General features: G+C 53.8%; 13 protein-coding genes. 11 read left to right on the top strand and 2 right to left on the bottom strand.

Annotation, left to right across the window (positions count from 1 at the left end; genetic code table 11):
• Positions 1–894 (top strand): metal ABC transporter permease, encoded by an 894-nt coding sequence (locus ACL02P_RS12930; RefSeq protein ID WP_009224758.1) that lies wholly within the window; start codon positions 1–3, stop codon positions 892–894.
• Between the two features lie 202 nt (positions 895–1,096).
• The gene (locus ACL02P_RS12925) at positions 1,097–1,900 is read left to right on the top strand and encodes a prohibitin family protein (RefSeq protein WP_323079134.1); all 804 of its coding nucleotides are present in this window, start codon (positions 1,097–1,099) and stop codon (positions 1,898–1,900) included.
• 115 nt (positions 1,901–2,015) lie between these two features.
• Here the strand turns inward: ACL02P_RS12925 and ACL02P_RS12920 are convergent, their stop codons facing one another.
• Positions 2,016–3,053 (bottom strand): LacI family DNA-binding transcriptional regulator, encoded by a 1,038-nt coding sequence (locus ACL02P_RS12920; protein ID WP_323077674.1) that lies wholly within the window; start codon positions 3,051–3,053, stop codon positions 2,016–2,018.
• 494 nt (positions 3,054–3,547) lie between these two features.
• On the opposite strand from ACL02P_RS12920, the gene ACL02P_RS12915 reads away from it, so the two are divergent.
• From ACL02P_RS12915 to ACL02P_RS12880, 8 genes are all read left to right on the top strand, one after another.
• Positions 3,548–4,471 carry an ABC transporter permease gene (locus ACL02P_RS12915; protein ID WP_412838243.1) on the top strand — a complete coding sequence of 308 codons (924 nt, stop codon included), beginning with the start codon at positions 3,548–3,550 and terminating at the stop codon, positions 4,469–4,471.
• 44 nt (positions 4,472–4,515) lie between these two features.
• Positions 4,516–5,397 carry a carbohydrate ABC transporter permease gene (locus tag ACL02P_RS12910; RefSeq protein ID WP_412837438.1) on the top strand — a complete coding sequence of 294 codons (882 nt, stop codon included), beginning with the start codon at positions 4,516–4,518 and terminating at the stop codon, positions 5,395–5,397.
• A gap of 56 nt (positions 5,398–5,453) precedes the next feature.
• Positions 5,454–7,064: an ABC transporter substrate-binding protein gene (locus tag ACL02P_RS12905; protein WP_339300089.1), complete on the top strand. Its 1,611-nt coding sequence runs from the start codon at positions 5,454–5,456 to the stop codon at positions 7,062–7,064.
• Between the two features lie 75 nt (positions 7,065–7,139).
• Positions 7,140–8,594 (top strand): glycoside hydrolase family 32 protein, encoded by a 1,455-nt coding sequence (locus tag ACL02P_RS12900; RefSeq protein ID WP_028539808.1) that lies wholly within the window; start codon positions 7,140–7,142, stop codon positions 8,592–8,594.
• Between the two features lie 79 nt (positions 8,595–8,673).
• Positions 8,674–9,564, top strand: coding sequence for an ROK family protein (locus ACL02P_RS12895; protein WP_412837437.1), 891 nt, complete (start codon positions 8,674–8,676; stop codon positions 9,562–9,564).
• A gap of 119 nt (positions 9,565–9,683) precedes the next feature.
• Positions 9,684–13,511, top strand: a complete 3,828-nt coding sequence (locus ACL02P_RS12890; RefSeq protein ID WP_412837436.1) for a GH32 C-terminal domain-containing protein — start codon at positions 9,684–9,686, stop codon at positions 13,509–13,511.
• Between the two features lie 115 nt (positions 13,512–13,626).
• A complete protein-coding gene (locus ACL02P_RS12885) occupies positions 13,627–14,427 on the top strand; it encodes a Cof-type HAD-IIB family hydrolase (RefSeq protein ID WP_323079132.1) in 801 nt (266 codons plus the stop codon).
• A gap of 10 nt (positions 14,428–14,437) precedes the next feature.
• On the top strand, positions 14,438–14,923 hold the full coding sequence (locus ACL02P_RS12880; RefSeq protein WP_036645012.1) for a DUF456 domain-containing protein: 486 nt from the start codon (positions 14,438–14,440) through the stop codon (positions 14,921–14,923).
• 105 nt (positions 14,924–15,028) lie between these two features.
• Here the strand turns inward: ACL02P_RS12880 and ACL02P_RS12875 are convergent, their stop codons facing one another.
• Positions 15,029–16,393, bottom strand: coding sequence for an ISNCY family transposase (locus ACL02P_RS12875; protein ID WP_019007868.1), 1,365 nt, complete (start codon positions 16,391–16,393; stop codon positions 15,029–15,031).
• Between the two features lie 212 nt (positions 16,394–16,605).
• Here ACL02P_RS12875 and ACL02P_RS12870 point away from each other — a divergent pair, with 212 nt between their 5' ends.
• Positions 16,606–18,240 (top strand): polysaccharide biosynthesis protein, encoded by a 1,635-nt coding sequence (locus tag ACL02P_RS12870; protein ID WP_009224762.1) that lies wholly within the window; start codon positions 16,606–16,608, stop codon positions 18,238–18,240.
• The last annotated feature ends 52 nt before the right edge of the window (positions 18,241–18,292 follow it).

Genomic DNA, 18,292 nt, shown 5'->3' with positions numbered 1-18,292 from the left:
ATGGCCGATTTTTGGATTATTTTGACCGGCACGCTGGTCGCGGCGACGTGTGGAATTTTGGGTTGCTTTTTGGTATTGCGAAAAATGGCCATGGTCGGGGATGCCATCAGCCACTCCGTGCTGCCTGGCATCGCCATCGCGTTTCTGATCAGCAGCTCGCGGGACTCCTTACTGATGCTGATTGGGGCCGCCGTGCTGGGGCTGATCACCGTGTTCCTGATCCAGGCGCTGCAGCAAAGCGGCCTGCAATCCGATGCCTCAATCGGCATCGTGTTTACGGCGCTGTTCGCCGTTGGTGTGATCCTGATCAGCCGGAACGCTTCGCATATTGACCTGGACCTGGATTGCGTGTTGTTCGGCGAAATCGCCTATGTCCAATGGGACACCTGGATTTGGAACGGCTACGATATGGGGCCGGTTGCCGTCTGGATGCTGGGCGGGACGCTGCTTATCGTGCTCGCGGCCATCCTGCTCTTCTACAAGCAGTTTAAGCTATGTGCCTTTGATCCCGCGTTAGCGGCTGCAGTCGGCATCCCGGTTGCGTTGTTCCACTATCTGCTGATGGGGCTCGTATCGCTGTCGACGGTGGCTTCTTTTGAGAGCGTAGGGGCGATCCTGGTCGTCGGCATGTTGATTATCCCGGCCTCGGCAGCTTATCTGCTGACCGATCGGTTGAGTGTAATGCTCGGTTATAGCGTGCTGATCGGGGCGATAAGCGCAGCCGGCGGTTACTATGCGGCCAAATGGCTGGACGCTTCCATCGCCGGCTCAATGGTAACGGTAGCCGGGATGTTGTTCCTGCTGGCGTTGCTCTTTTCGCCGAAGCATGGTTTGATCGCCCGGTTCGGGAAGAAGCACCGGAAACGCGATGGGCTGCATTCTGCGGCGGTTTAAGGCAGCGGAACCGTATTCGATGAACGTAGAAGACGATGGTTAACATGAATCCGACACACTTTTGTCAAGTTTTTGCCACCAAGCGACGGCCTTCTCCGTATTACTTATTAAAGTTAGCCGGTCAATCGGTCCGGCTAGACCACATATTAAGGGGAGAGGGATTCATATGGAGACAGGTACGCAGCAGCAAACAAAGAGGAATATGTCCGTGGGGAAATGGATTTCTACGGCCATCATCGTCATCGTCGTCCTGATCGTCGGATCCAACAGTTATGCGCAGGTCGAATACGGTCATGTCGGCTTGTACAAAACGTTCGGGAAGTTAAACGATAATATTTTGGCTCCGGGCATGCATTTCAAAATACCGTTTGTTCAAACCGTCATTCAGGTGAATACGCAGGTTACCAAAACGGAAACGGACACGACCGCATCATCCAAGGACCTGCAGCCGGTTTCGACGCATGTTGCCGTCAACTATTCGGTGAACAAGGATTCGGCCTACAATCTGATGAACAATATCGGCGGCAATTACGATACGGTCATCATTAACCCGGCTGTGCAGGAAATCGTCAAAGAGGTGACGGCACGGTACCAAGCCGAGGATTTGATCGCCAAGCGCGATGTGGTTGCCGGGGAGATTAGCGAGCATTTAACTTCCCGTTTGGCCAAATATGACTTGATCGTTAACGAAATTAACATCGTCAACTTTAAGTTCTCCGACGCGTTTAACCAATCGATCGAAGCGAAGCAGGTTGCTCAGCAGCAGGCGCTGAAAGCGAGCAACGACCTGAAGCGGATTCAGATTGAAGCGCAGCAGAAGATCGCTCAGGCCGAAGCCGAGGCAGAAGCGCTGAAGCTGAAGAAGCAGGAGGTTACGCCGGAGCTGGTACAGCTGAAGCAGATCGAAGTGCAGGAGAAGGCGCTGGAAAAATGGGACGGCAAGCTCCCGCAAGTCACGGGCGGCGCCACACCTTTCATTGATATTGAGTCGCTGACCAATCAATAATAATCGCATCAAATAATATGGGCCCTCGCTCTTTATAAAGAAAGGGGGTTCAGATCATCCGGGCCGCCCTTGAAGGGCGGCCTTTCTATTACCTCAAGTATAATGGGAAAGAGCCTCAGATGATATTCGGCGTGGAATCCCGGATAATTGGCTTGGTGTAGATATGGGAAACCTGATAAGGTTGATTCGGGTTGTTAATCCGCGAGAGAAGCATTTCGGCTGCCTTTATCCCCATCTCGTTGCTGAAAATATGGACTGTCGTCAAATGAGGTTCGACAATCACGGATTCGGGGCCGTTGTCGAAACCGCAGATGGCGATATCCTGCGGAATCGACAGTTTTTTGTTCTTCAAAGCCTTCATGACACTGACAGCAATGTAGTCGTTTGCGCAGACAAAAACAGAAGGGAGATGCGGTATCCCGGCCATCCGCTCGTCCATCCATTCGGGATGAGAGAAGAATCGGTCGTCGTCAACCACGCACTGGGACAAATCAAGGGTTATGCCAGCTTCAGTCAGCGCACGATTAAATCCGGTCCATCGCTCGTTAAAGCTTCGGCAATGGTTATAATCGCCGACGAATCCGAAAGTTTTGTACCCGCCATCAATCAATTTCTTGGTAAGTTGATAGGTGCTGTGTTCATTCTCCATCAGCAGCACGTCGGCACGAAAATCTGGATAGCAAACGTAAGCCGAGCAGTCGATAAAGATGGTCGGGATGCCAAGCTCGGTGATGAGCTTGCTGTATTCCAGGTCAAACAACTCGATGCAGATGATGCCGTCCACATTGGCTGCGTCGAAATTGTTCGGCAACGATAAGGTCTGTTGCTCAATGTCCCTGATAATATGGATGGACAGGTTGTAGCCTTCGGCGCTGATTCTTTTTTCCAGACCGCTGATCAGGGTGGAGCCGAAATGGGATGTATTCGGCAAGTTCTCCGTCAGCAAAGCAATGTTGCCCGAACTCTTGGACAATAGACTGTCGCTGTCCATAAATGCAAACTGCTTGTATTTCAGCTCAATGGCCTTTCTAATCACTTTATTGCGCGTTTCCGCCGGGATGCTCTCGCTCCCGTTCAACGCTTTGGAGGCCGTGTTGCGGGAAATCCCCAAAGCATCGGCGATATCCTGAATCGTTACTTTTTCCTTCGCCATTATTTCACCTCTATGAAAAGCCGCAATTACGATAAATAGCGGTTTGATTATGTATGTTCTCTCTCAAATGTATAATAGATCAAAAAAAATAGCAACATTAATTTTACATATGCACAATTGTTGTTTACATTATAAAACTTGTGATTGTCAAATAAATCGCTGAGATATGAGATGAAATCGTTGACTCAGCCTAGGATAGAACGTAAGAATTGTACGATTTTTTTGCCGAATTCGGTCGAATTATCATTTTTTTCAAATAAACAAGCGTTTTTGTGAAATAAAAGTGGCAATATATTTAGCAAATGCACAAATAATATTTTTACAAATTGTATTGACTTCAATGATTTGCTTTGATAAATTGTAAATGAAACAGGGTGCATCCAATTAGCAAATGTCATTTATGCAAGCCCTTACTTGTTAAGAAAATGTAAACTAAATGGGGGAACGGAGGAAAAAAATTGCAAAGCATAATAAAGGGCGGACAGAGAAAGACAGTGCCTGGAAAAACTCGCGGACAAAGCCTTTTGGAATATTTGCGGAAATACGGTTTTCTCTACTTGCTGCTTGCTCCGGCCTTGATCTTAACCTTGATCTTTAAGTACGGGCCGATGTATGGTGCGGTGATCGCGTTTAAAGATTTTAGCCCGATCAAAGGCATTTTGGGCAGCGATTGGGTGGGGCTTAAAAATTTCGACAAGTTTCTGTCTTCGCCCAATTTTGAAGTTATTTTTATGAATACGCTTAAATTAAGCTTGCTTGGGCTTGTCTTCAGTTTTCCCGTGCCGATCCTGCTGGCGCTGATGCTGAATCAGGTCCGCCGGGCGGGGGTGAAGAAGAACATTCAGCTGTTTTTGTACGCTCCCAACTTCATCTCGGTTGTGGTCGTTGTCGGGATGCTGTTCATCTTCCTGTCGCCAACAGGCCCGATCAATCAACTGTTCGTCTGGTCCACCAATGAACCGATCATGTTCATGTCGCGCCCGGAGTATTTCAGGTGGATTTATATTTTGTCGGATATCTGGACCGGAGCGGGGTGGTCTTCCATCATTTATGTGGCCGCGCTTGCGAACGTCGACCCGGAGCTGCATCATGCAGCCCACCTGGACGGCGCCAACCTGCTCCAGCGGATCCGCCACATCGATTTGCCAACGATCCGTCCGATTATGGCGATCGTGTTCATCCTTGCTGCGGGCGGGATTATGTCGATCGGGTTCGAGAAGGCTTACCTGATGCAGACGGCCATGAACCTGCCGACCTCGGAAATCATTCCGACCTACGTATACAAAATCGGTTTGCAGTCCGGAGATTACGCTTACTCCGCTGCGGTGGGACTGTTCAACTCCATCATTAATGTCATCTTGCTCGTGACCGTGAACTTTGCGGTTAAAAAGCTGAACGAGGGCGAAGGTCTCTACTGATGAGGCAGTAGAACTCGCACTGTTATCGAAAGGAGCCAACTGCCATGCCCATCAAACATTCGAAATTCGACCGTTTTCTACTGGCTTTAAACGTCGCCGGGTTAGCGTTCGCCGTACTGATCGTCGTCGTCCCGCTGATATATGTTGTCGTGGCTTCGTTCATGGACCCTTCCGTGCTTCTCAGCCGCGGCTTGTCCTTCCATATTGCCGACTGGACGCTGGACGGTTATGAGAAGATTCTGACCAATCCCGCGATGATCCGGGGATTTGCGAATGCCGTACTGTACTCGGTCTCCTTCGCTTTGATCACCGTGACGGTATCGATCTTTGCGGGCTATGCCCTCTCAGATCACCGACTGGTTGGCCGCCGCTTTTTTATGACATTGTTTTTGATCACGATGTTTTTCGGCGGCGGGCTCATTCCGACTTATCTCCTGGTCAAGGAGTTAGGCATGATCGATACGGTCTGGGCGGTGATTATCCCCGGCGCAGTCAACGTATGGAACATTATTTTGTCCCGGACGTTTTTCAAAGGCGTGCCGAACGAACTGAAGGAGGCCGCCAACGTCGACGGCGCCTCCGAAGCGAAAATCTTTTTCCGCATCGTGCTGCCGCTTTCCAAACCGATCGTTTTCGTGCTCGCGCTATATGCCTTCGTCGGCCAATGGAACGCATATTTCGACGCGATGATCTACCTTGACAATCCAAACTTGCATCCGCTGCAACTTGTGCTCCGCTCGATTCTGATTCAGAACCAGGTCGATCCCGGCATGATTGCAGACCAGTTGGCTATGGCGGAAATGAAGCGGCTGTCGGAGATGATCAAGTACGCGGCGATCGTGATTTCGAGCCTTCCGCTCGTCGTAATGTATCCTTTTTTTCAGAAATATTTCGAGAAAGGTGTCATGGTCGGCTCCCTGAAATAACGGCCGGCTGCACATAAAAGCATTGCCTAAAGCACAAATCCGGGAGGTTAAAGACAATGAAAAAAAGCCAAAATTTGAAACTCACGTGCAAAGCCATATCCTTATCCGTGCTTGCATCCGCTCTGCTGCTGTCCGCCTGCGGCAATGGGAAAAGTGCAGGTTCAGCCGACAAGGAGCCGGATCCGAGCGGAAAAATCACGCTGAACATGATGACGCAAAGCTCGCCACTGGCGCCCGCAAATCCTAACGACAAGCTGATTTTCAAGCGGCTGGAGGAAAAAACGAACGTCCATATCAATTGGAAGAACTTCACCAAGGACGTGTTCGTGGAAAAAAGAAATCTCGCCATGGCCAGCGGCGATCTTCCCGACGCAATTTTCGACGCTGGCTACAGCGATTATGAGCTGCTCAAGCTGGCCAAGGACGGAGCGATTATCCCCTTGAACGATCTGATCGAGCAACATATGCCGAATTTCAGAAAGGTACTGGACGAAGCGCCAGAATACAAGGCGATGATCACCGCGCCGGATGGTAACATTTACGCTTTTCCGTGGATCGAGGAGCTCGGCACGGGCAAGGAGCGAATTCAGGCTGTCGATGCCGTTCCGTGGATCAATGTGGAGTGGCTGAACAAGCTGGGCCTGGAAATGCCGAGAACGACGGAGGAATTGAAGCAGGTGCTGATCGCCTTCAAAACCCAGGATCCGAACGGAAACGGGCAGGCTGACGAAATTCCGCTCTCCTTTATCAATAAGCCGGGAGCCGAGGATTTGGTGTTTCTGTTCGCCGCGTTTGGCCTGGGTGAAAATCCCGATCACGCGGTGGTGACGAACGAAGGGAAGGTCGTATTTACGCCAGCGGAAGAAGGCTACAAAAACGCCGTGAAATATATCAACGAGCTGTACAAAGAAGGACTCATCGATGTCGAAGCGTACACGCAAGACTGGAGCACGTATCTGGCTAAAGGCAAGGACCATAGATACGGCTTGTACTTCACCTGGGATAAGAGCAATATCACGGGCGCTAATGACAGCTACGAGGTTATGCCGCCATTAGCCGGGCCGAGCGGTGAAATCAATGTGGCTCAAACGAATGCGCTGGGCTTTCACCGCGGCCGGATGGTCATTACGAGCGCTAATCAAAACCTGGAGGCGACGGCCAAATGGGTGGATCAGATGTACGAACCGATCCAATCTGTACAGAACAACTGGGGCACTTACGGTGACGAGACACAGCAAAATATCTTTGAGTATGACGAAGCAAGCAACAGCCTGAAGCATTTACCGCTAAACGGAACCGCTCCGGTCGAACTGCGCGAAAAAACGAGCGTCGGTGGCCCGCTGGCGATCCTGGACAGCTATTTTGGCAAATATACCACCGTACCAGATGACGCCAAGGAAAGAATGCGAATCGTCAAGGAGGTTATGGCACCACATATGAAGTCGGAGCAGGCGATGCCCAATGTGTTCCATTCAATCGATGAACTGGAACGCTTGACGACGATTGAGACAGACCTCTTCGCCTATGTGCTGAGAAAGCGCACTGAATGGTACCAAAACGGCAAAATCGATGAGGAGTGGAGCAGTTATTTGCAGGAGCTGGATCGTTTGGGACTGCAGGAGTGGCTCAAAATTAAACAAGACGGCTATGACCGGGCAACGAAGTAGTAATTGGAGAAGTGATTGAGAATTTCCTTGATAGAAAAAAAGATTTCATTAAGGGATAGAAGGAGAGATGCTGGAATGTCTACAATCGCCAAGCAAAACTACAGAGGCAGATATCATTTCTCACCGGAGAAGAACTGGATGAACGATCCGAACGGATTGGTTTATTTTGCCGGAGAATACCATCTGTTCTATCAATATTATCCACACGGAACGGTCCACGGGCCAATGCACTGGGGTCATGCCGTAAGCGAAGATCTGGTTCATTGGGAGGAGCTTGACATTGCGCTCTTCCCTGACGAGAACGGAACAATTTTCTCGGGAAGTGCGGTAGTGGACTGGGACAATACCACAGGCTTTTTCGGAGAGGAGCCGGGGATGGTCGCGATTTTCACACATCACCTTGAATCGGAAGGAACAACTCCCGTCCAGACTCAAAGCATCGCCTACAGCAAGGATAAAGGCAGAACATGGACGAAATATGCGGGAAATCCGGTGTTGAGACATGAACGCTTCGTTGATTTTCGCGATCCCAAGGTAATTTGGCATAAAGGTACTCGGCGCTGGGTTATGATCATAGCTTGCGGGCAGACAGTCTGTCTGTATCATTCTCCTGATCTAAAAACATGGACGTTCGGTAGCGAATTCGGCAGCGGAATCGGTTTCCATGAGGCGGTTTGGGAATGTCCCGATTTGTTCCCGCTGGCGGTTGATGGGGATGCCTCCCGACAAAAATGGGTGATGCTGGTCAGCGTGGGCGATCATCCAGCTTATGCGGAAGGGTCGAGAACGCAGTATTTTACCGGGGATTTCGACGGCGTGACATTCACGCCCGACGAAGACTCGCGGAATGTCCGCTGGCTGGACCATGGCCGGGATAATTACGCGGGCGTTAGTTGGTCCGATATTCCAGCAGAGGATGGCAGACGGTTGCTGATTGGCTGGATGAGCAACTGGAAGTATGCACAGCTGACACCGACGGAATCATTTCGAGGCGCGATGACGGTACCGCGGGAACTTGCGTTAGAATCCCGTAACGGAACGACCGTTCTAACGCAGAGACCAGTTCGAGAACTGGAGCGTGTGCGCCGAACGGTGCTCAGCCTGGCGAATGTCGCTGCCGGGGAAGTGGAAGTCGCACTGCGTTCCTTGCGGCTGGACAGCTTCGAACTGGTTGCAGAAGCTGCACCCGGCGCGTCCTTTGCCTTTAAGGTCAGAGCGGGGGATGGCCAGGAGACGGTTGTCGGCGTGAACGCGGCTTCCGGTGAGGTCTATGTAGACCGCACGAAGTCGGGGCAGCATGAGTTCCACGAGCAATTCCGCGGCGTACACTCAGCCAAGCTGCATTCCGCAGGGGAAAAGCTCGAGCTGCGCATTTTCGTGGACCGAGCCTCCGTCGAAGTGTTTGCCAATGCCGGGGAGGCGGTCATTACCGATCTGATCTTCCCTGGACCGGAGGCCACCGGCATATCTCTGGCGGCGGAAACGGAATTTGTTCTGAAGTTGCTGACGATTTATGAGCTTGCACCATAAGCGGTCGTTAAATGAGGCCGATGAAATATACAAGATGCGGGACCACCTTAGTACTGTATCAAAAAAGGAGACAACGACAATGCGCATAGGAGCAATTGAGGCTGGCGGGACAAAATTCGTCTGCGGCATTGGGGATGAGTATGGTGTGATTGAGGACAGCATCAGTTTTCCAACAGAAAGTCCGGAGATTACGCTTGGCAAAGCGATTGCTTATTTGAAGGACAAACGGGTGGAGGCGATTGGGGTCGGGTCATTTGGCCCCATCGATCTTCGGCAAGACAGCCCCACCTACGGCTATGTGACCACAACGCCGAAACCCGGTTGGAGCCGGTTCGATTTCCTCGGCGCGCTGAGCCGCGAATTCTCGGTCCCCTTGGGCTGGGATACCGACGTGAACGCGGCCGCGCTGGGGGAAGCGGCGTGGGGGGCCGCCCGGGGCCTGAACAGCTGCCTGTATTATACGGTGGGAACGGGCGTTGGGATCGGCGTCTATCTGGAAGGCCGGCTGGTGCATGGGCTGGTTCATCCGGAGGGCGGCCATGTGCCGGTAAGGCGGCACCCGGGAGATGATTTCGCGGGCCGCTGCCCGTATCACGGCGATTGCCTGGAAGGCATGGCGGCGGGGCCTGCGATCGAAGCCCGCTGGAAAGTCAAAGGGGATGAGCTGCCAGGGAATCATCCCGCTTGGGAAATCGAGGCGTTTTATCTTGCCCAGTCGATTACGGGGGCGATGCTCTTGGTCTCGCCGGAAAAGGTCATCCTGGGAGGCGGGGTCATGCAGCAGCCCCAGCTGTTTCCGTTGATCCGGGAGGCAGTGCGCCGGAACCTGAACGGGTACGTAAACGCCGGCGAGATTTTGGAGCGCATGGAGGAGTATATCGTGCCTCCCGGCCTTGGGCAGCAGGCAGGGCTTTGCGGCGCTCTGGCATTGGGGCTGAAGGCGTTAACCGGGCGGCTTCCTTCTTCTTAAGCGAAAGCGAAGAAAACGGCGAAGAGGGCGTGCCGGAGGGAGGCGTGGCCGTGATCCATGCCCTCCTGTACCGGAAGCCGAAGTTGTTTGTATCTCTCACTAGGAAATGAGGGTGTGTCATGGGCAAAAGCAAATCCGTATTATCCATCCTTTTGTCCTCCGCACTTATTTTTGCCGGGCTTGATGCAGGGATAGTCCGGGCGGCAGGTGCGGAGACGGAAACGGGAAAGGAGGCTAACGCAATTTTTGAAAGCGCAACCAAATTAGAGACGAATTTGACTGGCTGGCGAATCGAGGGAAAAGGCCGAATGGAGACGGTGGAGCAGGGGCTTCTGCTCGTCTCGGAGCCGAGGGAGAACGTGATGGCCCTGACGGAAACCCGGGCGGCCGATTTTATCTATGAAGCCGACGTCATGGTAACGGAGAGGCAGGCGGACGCCACGTTGGTATTCCGCTCCAATCAGGACGGTTGGTCCTCCTACATGCTTCAACTCGTGCTGAACGCGGGGTTGATCCGGCTAAAGGACGCGAGCGGAGAAGGCAAGCTGCGGGAAGAACGGCGGGTGGATTTGGCCGAGGGAGAAATCTATCATCTAAAGGTCAAGGCCGAAGGAAGCCGACTTCAGGTGTATTGGGGAGACCGCTATGAACCGTTAATTGACGTGCATGATGAGGCTTACGCTTCCGGGTATTTGGGCCTGAACGTTTGGGACGGTTCCGCGCTGTTTCAGAACGTGAAGGTCAGCGAACTGAACAGCAATTTAGGCGCGGCGATCGCGAGTTCGGGAGCTTGGCAGCCGGACCTGCGGGGGGAGCTGGGAACGGCGGACGGTTCCCGGCGGGCTCTGCGGATATATGAGGGTTATGAACGGGATCTCGTGCTGGAAGGAAACGTGTCTTTTGCCGCCGATCAGGGGGATGCTGGTTTGCGGTTCAGAGCGAACGAGCAGGGGACGGACGGATACGAGGCGGCTTTGCGAAAAGACGGCGGCCAGGTTTGGGCGGAGCTGAGAAAAGCGGACGGCCGCGTCATCGCGGCCTCGGAACGTGCTTACCCGTCAGCTTCCAAAGCAAGGCACCATCTGGAAATCCATGCGCTCGGGAGCCGGATTCAGGTCTATGTGGACGGATACACCGAACCGGCTGTGGATGCCGTTGACAATAGTTATGCGGACGGTCACGCGGGATTTGCGGTATCCGGGGGAGCGGCATATTTTCAGGACGTCTATTTGACTGCGGCCAATGATTATTATATGGAAAAATACCGCCCCGACTACCATTATTCGCCCGCCCGCGGGTCGGCAAGCGATCCGAACGGACTGGTCTATTACGAAGGGGAATACCATCTGTTTCATCAGGATGGCGGAACTTGGGCGCACGCGGTCAGCACCGATCTCGTTCAATGGAAGCGCTTGCCCATCGCTTTGCCCTGGAACGATTTGGGCCATGTCTGGTCGGGTTCGGCCGTCGCCGATCTCCACAATGCCTCCGGCTTGTTCGCGGATTCCGGGGGCAAAGGCCTGCTTGCTTATTATACTTCCTATAATCCGGACCGCCCGAACGGCAACCAGCGCATTGGGCTGGCGTACAGCAAGGATCGCGGCCGCACCTGGGAGTACGCCGCAGAGCGCCCGATCGTGATCGAAAATCCGGGCAAGCAGGGGGACGATCCGGGAGGATGGGATTTTCGCGATCCCAAGGTCGTGCGGGACGAAGAACATAACCGCTGGGTTATGGTTGTGTCCGGCGGCGACCATATCCGCTTTTTCACTTCGACCAACCTGATCGACTGGACGCTGACCGACAACTTCGGATACGGGGCTTATGTCCGCGGCGGCGTGTGGGAGTGCCCCGATTTGTTCCAACTGGCTGTGGACGGTACGGTCAAGAAAAAATGGGTGCTCATGATCAGTACGGGTGCCAACCCGAATACGCAGGGTTCGTCGGCGGAGTATTTTATTGGGGAGCTTACTCCCGAAGGCAAGTTCGTTAACGACAACCCTGCCGGCAAGGTGCTGGCGACCGATTACGGAAAAGAGTACTACGCCTCTATGTCTTTTGCCGGTATGCCGGATGGACGCAGGGTAATGCTGGCCTGGATGACGAACTGGGATTACCCGTTTGCTTTTCCGACCGAGGGTTGGAAGGGGGTTCTAAGCATTCCGCGCGAGTTAACGCTGCAGAAGACGAACGAGGGAATCCGCCTGGCACAGGCGCCGATCCGTGAGCTGGAATCGCTGCGCGGCCAGCTGCTGTTTGCGGCGTCGGACCGCCTCGTCCAAGCGGATAGGGAGAATTTACTGAAAGGCGTGTCCTCCGGAGCCTATGAAATTGAAGCCGAAATTGAAATTCCCCAGGCCAGCAATGTGAGCGAATTTGGTTTCCGCCTCCGGGAGGGAGCCGGAAAGCGGACGGTCGTCGGGTACAAAACAAAAGAGAACGAGATTTACGTGGATCGCTCCCTTTCCGGCGACACCGGCTTCTCCGACCGGTTCAGCACGCTTCATCAGGCGCCGCTTCAGCCGGACAACCGGCGCGTGAAGCTGCGGATTTACGTGGACGATTCCTCGCTGGAGGTATTCGGAGGGGATGGCCGCGTAGTATTTTCGGAGGTGATTTTTCCCGATCCTGCGCACCGTGAAATGAGCCTTTTTACTGTAGGTGGAGAGGTGAACGTGGTTTCCTTGAAAGTGCACGCACTAACAAACGTATGGAACAAGGCGGCGGAGAGCCAAACCTCCATCGTGATGGACACGAGCCCGCAGCAAATGGGGCTGGGGGACACCCGGACCTTGTATGCGGCGGTGAACGGCGGCGTGAAAGGCGGGTGCAGCGGCGGTTCGGACGTCAACCAAAATCAGCCGATCCGCTGGGAGACGAGCGATCCGCAAGTCGTGGCCATCGCCTCGTTCGATCAGCGGCAGGCGGTGATTCGCGCGGCCGGCCAAGGAGAGGCGGTGATTACCGCCTCCACTCCGAACGGGAAAGCGTCGGCCAGCGTACCGGTGAAGGTGTTTGCCGGGGAGTTCCATACGAATCTGATCGGCTGGGCTCCCGATTTGGCGGCATCCTCCTGGGTGGCGACGGAGCGGGGCATCCGCGGCAGCTACTGGAGCGACGCTCACTATGTGGCGGAGGAGACGGCCGGGGATTTTGTATATGAGGCCGAAATGACGCTGGACGAAAAGGGCGGAGCGGGCTCAGTTCTATTCCGGGCGAGCCGGGACGGGCGCAGCGGGTACTATTTTAATATCGATCCGAATATGAAAGCCTTCCGCTTGTTTTACAAAATCGATGGCGCATTTGCCGACCGCCAGGTGCTGGCCAACGTGCCGGCATTCATCCAGCAGGGAAAGAAATACGCCATCGTTATCGAAGCGGACGGGCCGCGTATCCGGATTTCCGTGGATGGTGCAGGGATCATTGACCTTACCGACGGAACGTTTGCGGAAGGGCATTTCGGCCTTCACGTCTTTGGCGGCGCGGCGTATTACCAAAACGTCAACGTCAGCCGGGTGGAGCAGGCCAAGCTGCGGAAGACAAGCTTCGTTAACGCCGGCGCGAACACGTCGCTGTATGCAGCGAAAGCGGAAAACGGCGAACCGGTCGCGCTGCTCCCGGCCGGGGATGGGGAGGCGTCCTCCCGGACTTGGGTTATGGTGCCGACCGGAGACGAGTTGGGCTCCTATTCGATTCGCACCGCCGCGGGAGGCAAAGCTTTGGACCTCGATACCGGGCAAAACAAACTCCAGCTGTACGATTATCTCGGCTACGACAATCAGCGCTGGCTGCTTCGCGACAATGGCGACGGCACGGTAGCCATTCTGTCGCTTCACAACCAGCAAGCGCTTGAAGCTTCGGCGGACAGCGGCTCCTTGTACTTGAACGAACCGGATCCGGCGCTGGACCGGCAAAAATGGCAAGTGGTCGATGTCGGTGCTCCGTGATGCTTCGGTTTTTATAGTTATAGCTTCCGGATTGGTTAATTAAGGGTTCCCAATTAGCGGAGAATTTTCTTCTGCTTGGGAGCTCTTTTTGTTGGGTTTCCGGGATTATGGTAAAATGGCGGTATGCTGTTTAGAGAGTCAGAAACTTGCGGATGGGGGGAGCTGTCTGTTGTTGAAATATAAACTGTTAGCGCTCGATATGGATGGAACTTTGCTGAACGACGATCTGCAAATCTCGCCGGAGACAGAACGTTGGATTCGGAAAGCGGCGGCTGCCGGGGTTCATGTCTGCTTGTCAACGGGACGCGGTTACCGGGAGGCGGTTCCGTATGGCGATCAGCTTGACCTTGGGACGCCAATGATTACGGTGAATGGAAGCGAGGTTTGGAAGTCGCCGCATGAGCTGTATCGTCGGGTGCTGCTTGATCGATCGCTCGTTTCGCGAATGTACGACATTTCCCGGGAAAAGAATGTCTGGTTCTGGGCCTACGCCGTGGAAGGCAATTATAACGAAGGGAACTGGCAACCGGAATTGTTGGAACAGAATCATTGGATGAAGTTTGGCTATTTTACCGAGGATGATGAGGTGAGGGGAGAGATATTGCGGGAGCTGCAAGCGATGGGCGGCCTTGAAATCACGAATTCCTCGCCGCACAACTTGGAGATCAATCCGAAAGGGATCAGCAAGGCCAGCGGCATACAGACGGTGTGCGGGCTGCTTGGGCTGGAGATGTCCGAAGTCGTCGCGATCGGAGACAGCTTAAATGACTTGGCTGCGATTGAAGCCGCGGGTCTGGGGGTTGCGATGGGGAACGCCCAGGAGGCCGTGAAGGAGAAGGCCGATGTCGTGACCACGTCGAATAATGAAGATGGCATTGCCTGGATTATTCGGGATTATATTTTGACAGGGGTGTGAGAAAATGGCGCTGTCCGTGATTGGCTGGATTTTGGTGATTGCCCTGTTTGCCGTGGGGATGGCCGGAGCGGTGTATCCCGTATTGCCTGGGGTGCTCGCCATATATTTTGCCTTTTTTGTGTACGGATGGTTTTTCTCGTTTGAGTCGTTTGGCCCCTTCTTCTGGATTCTACAAACGTTGATCGTGGTCGCGCTGATGGTGGCGGATTATGCGGTCGGGGCTTGGGGCGTCAAAAAATTCGGCGGCAGCAAGCTGTCCGTCTGGCTTAGCACGATCGGCATTATCATCGGTCCGTTTGTTATTCCGGCTTTTGGTCTGGTACTAGGGCCGTTGCTGGGTGCAATGATCGGGGAATTGATTAAGGGCGAGTCGCTCACCAAATCGTTTAAAGTGGGCATTGGTTCCGTCGTTGGCTTGTTTAGCAGCATGGTGGTCAAGGTGATTTTACAGCTGGTGATGATCATCGTGTTTATCATTTGGATCGTTGCATTTTAGTTTTCATTCTAGTTAGTTGCTCCTGAAAAAGTCGATTTTCAAAAATAGTTTCGGGTTGCTGGCTGGGTTGTGAGGGGGAACTTTCCCTAATGATCGGTTTCCATGTTAGTTTTGGAGCATTTTTGCCGCTCTTTGCAGGTTGTGGGTCAGAATCCCGAAGCCGACCCAGCATTTTGAGCCGACAAAGCCCCGATACCTGCTGCGGTTCAAACCGTACTTCCGCTTGAGAAGACTAATCTTCGCTTCTCCAGCTGCACGGTAACGCTGCAAGTCTTTGAACCATAATTCGTTTTCGTACTCGGATCGGGCAATGCCTTTTTTGCCCTTTCGCGGCAAGCTAGCTCGCTTCACACCAAGTTCGGTAATGGCCGTTTCGTTCTTCTTGCTTGAGAAACCGCGGTCGGTCGCTACAGCTTGCGGCGCTTTGCCGAATTGCTTGATATGCGCCTGTACAGCGGGAACGAGCAGTTCATCATCCGAGGGGTTCCCCTCGTAGACAGCGTAGCCGGTCACAAAGCCGCTTTCCGTCTCGTCGATTCGCACCTTGTAGCCGAACTCAGTTCCTTTGGCCAGCTTACCTTTCTTAATCGGTCTTGCTTCCGGGTCAAAGAAACTGACGATCCGATCTGCGATGATTCGATTGCCGGAAACGACCTGTTTGGCTTGTTCCAACAACTTGCCGGTTAGCGTGACCGCCTCGGTCAGTTTGGTTTTACTTTGTCGAAGAGCAGCTTTGCCCTTGTCTTGCAGTTTCTCGATAACGGCTTGCGCCTTGTTCACAACGTTCTCGGCTACTTCGATTACGCTCCCAGTGATCCGGTCAACTTCTTCCCAAGATTCACGGGTGCGGCGACGTAGAACTTTCGCGATGGACAGAATCTTTTCCTTGATTTCTGCCGTACGATCTTCAAAGCCTTGAACAGTGTGGGAGGCGACTTTCCGGATTTTCTGAATCGTTCGAGTGATGACTTTTACGCCATCTTGCAACAGCGTAGCGTCTGTCGGGTGATGGATGTCGGATTCCACAACCGTCGTATCCGTGCGCAATTTGCGGGTTTTCAGAACGGCTTTTTCCTCACACTGCTTTACGAGTGCGGCATTGATGTCTTCGACGATCTTGTCGCCGTAGCGTTTGCGGGCATAGATGAGCGTAGACGGGTCGGGCATCGGTTCGTCGATGGCAAACCGGCAGAACATTCGCCATGTGATGCTGTCACCGACTTCCTTCACGAGTGACTCGTAGCCCAAATTGTATTTATGCTTCAGGACCATAAGACGGATGTACTTTTCAATTGCAAGCGTAGGACGGCCGCTTTTCTTGCCTTTCGGGTGCAACTCAGTAAACGGTTGAAGAAAACGGTCGTCGTCCAGTAATTGATCTATGATTGCAAGCTCGACCGGCAACTTTCTAACAGATTCCGGGAGAATGGCATCCCAGATGGTCAATTGCTCGTCTCGAAGTTTCAACATTTTCTTCACCTCTTGGAAGGATTCCCGAGGGCTTCTGTTGAACTCCTATAGCAAAGGAATTCTTCCCTCGGGGTGTGGAACTTTGTTATCTCGTCAATAACAATTTCCATTTTGAGGTGCTGAATTCCTTTTAATTATGCTCAAAACACCCTGACTTTTTCAGGGGAAACTAGTTAGCACTTATATGGATTGCGGGAAAGAAGGAATTGCTTTTGTCCAAGAAGGAATCGTTTATTAAAGGCACGTTAATTTTGGCGGGAGCCGCGCTGATCGCAAGGGTGCTTGGCTTGTTCCAGCGCGTTCCGTTGGAGCACATCCTTGGAGATATCGGGAACGCGTCGTATTCGCAAGCGAATGCGGCGTATTTCATGCTGTTAACTTTAGCAACGGCGGGGATCCCGAGTACGCTGAGCAAAATGGTGTCGGAGCGGCACGCGCTGAACCGGCCGGAGGAGGCGCGGCGCGTGTACCAGGCGGCGCTGCTCTTTGCCGGTGTGGCGGGCTTGGTCATGTTCGTGCTGCTGTATGCCTTGGCGCCCTATTATGCGGAAGCTTCCGGCGTTCCGGAATCGGTGATGGCCATTCGTGCCCTGGCGCCGGCCTTGCTGCTGTTCCCGCTGATCGCTATGATCCGAGGTTACTTGCAAGGTCGGAATATCATGATCGCCGGGGGGGTTTCACAGGTCATCGAGCAGATCGTGCGGGTGGCGGCCGGCATTATTTTGGCGTTCGTGTTGTTCCACTGGGGCTATTCGGGCGAAAAGATCGCGGCCGGCGCGACGTTTGGCGCGGTGCTCGGCGGAGTTGCCGCACTGATCGTGATGTTGGTGTACAGCATGAAGCTGCAGCGGAAAGACCAGGCCGCGGGGCGAGGAAAGCCGCGGGGCGATTCCGGTCGTCTGCCGTTTAAGCGGATCTATGCGGAGATCTTTAAGCTGTCGATTCCGATCGTGCTAACCGCGCTGGCGGTACCGGCGGTCAACTTCATCGATAACTCGATCCTGAAGCCGTTGCTGACCGGGCAAATCGGCTCCGGACAAGCCACCTACATCCTCGGGATCCTCGGCAACCGGGCGCAGATGATCGCCGGGATTCCGCCGATTCTGGCGATTGCGCTCAGCCAATCGCTGGTGCCGATCATCTCCGCCGCATACGCGCGGAAGGACCAGGAACATCTCCAGCGTCAGGTCACCCTGGCGATGCGAGTCGCAGTGTTGAGCGGGATGCCGATTATCCTTGCGCTGGGCACGGCGGCTTACTCTGTGAACGGGCTGCTGTTCAGCACCCGGGACGGCAGCAGCATCGTGGCGTTGCTGACGTATGCGACGATTTTTCAAATTACGATGATGACCAGTAACTCGATTCTGCTTGGGGTAGGCAAAGCTAATTTGTCGATGGTGCACGTGGCCATCGGGATTCTCGTGAAGCTGGCGGCCAGCTATGTGTTTGCGCAGTTTTGGGGGATATATGGCATCATTATCGCCACCGGACTCTGCTTCTTTGTCATCACGCTGCTGAACGTTCGGGCGATGAAGCAAATCGTGCCGTTCTCGCTCATGGGCAGCCGCTGGGGCGGTTTCCTGGTGACGGTCGTGGTGTTGTCCGGTGTCGGCTACGGCCTGAACCAGGCCGGAATTCAAATGGTGGACCTGATGCCGGCGCGGGTCGCCTTCTTCCTGACCTGCTGTATCGTTGGCGTGGCAGTAGTCGCACTTTACCCAGTGCTGCTCATCCTGCTGCGCGTCGTCCGGAAGGACGAGCTGGCTAGCTACCCAGCCCCCCTCCGCAAAATCCTCTCCCCGCTCATGCGCCTGCAACGCGGCGGCCGAGATCGTCAAGTTCAGTGAGGAAGAAGTACGTCGGGGATGCTTTGATGTAGCTTTTGCACGATTATCCCAT

It is taken from the genome of Paenibacillus sp. MB22_1, assembly GCF_047200555.1.
Lineage (GTDB): Bacteria > Bacillota > Bacilli > Paenibacillales > Paenibacillaceae > Fontibacillus > Fontibacillus phoenicis.
This window is presented reverse-complemented; position numbering and strand designations above follow the sequence as displayed.

What these genes read in the sequence shown, in the direction of transcription:
- ACL02P_RS12930 (WP_009224758.1), top strand. Translation starts at nt 1, where the DNA reads ATGGCCGATTTTTGGATTATTTTGACCGGCACGCTGGTCGCGGCGACG.
- ACL02P_RS12925 (WP_323079134.1), top strand. Translation starts at nt 1,097, where the DNA reads ATGTCCGTGGGGAAATGGATTTCTACGGCCATCATCGTCATCGTCGTC.
- ACL02P_RS12920 (WP_323077674.1), bottom strand. Translation starts at nt 3,053, where the DNA reads ATGGCGAAGGAAAAAGTAACGATTCAGGATATCGCCGATGCTTTGGGG.
- ACL02P_RS12910 (WP_412837438.1), top strand. Translation starts at nt 4,516, where the DNA reads ATGCCCATCAAACATTCGAAATTCGACCGTTTTCTACTGGCTTTAAAC.
- ACL02P_RS12905 (WP_339300089.1), top strand. Translation starts at nt 5,454, where the DNA reads ATGAAAAAAAGCCAAAATTTGAAACTCACGTGCAAAGCCATATCCTTA.
- ACL02P_RS12900 (WP_028539808.1), top strand. Translation starts at nt 7,140, where the DNA reads ATGTCTACAATCGCCAAGCAAAACTACAGAGGCAGATATCATTTCTCA.
- ACL02P_RS12895 (WP_412837437.1), top strand. Translation starts at nt 8,674, where the DNA reads ATGCGCATAGGAGCAATTGAGGCTGGCGGGACAAAATTCGTCTGCGGC.
- ACL02P_RS12890 (WP_412837436.1), top strand. Translation starts at nt 9,684, where the DNA reads ATGGGCAAAAGCAAATCCGTATTATCCATCCTTTTGTCCTCCGCACTT.
- ACL02P_RS12885 (WP_323079132.1), top strand. Translation starts at nt 13,627, where the DNA reads ATGGCGGTATGCTGTTTAGAGAGTCAGAAACTTGCGGATGGGGGGAGC.
- ACL02P_RS12875 (WP_019007868.1), bottom strand. Translation starts at nt 16,393, where the DNA reads ATGTTGAAACTTCGAGACGAGCAATTGACCATCTGGGATGCCATTCTC.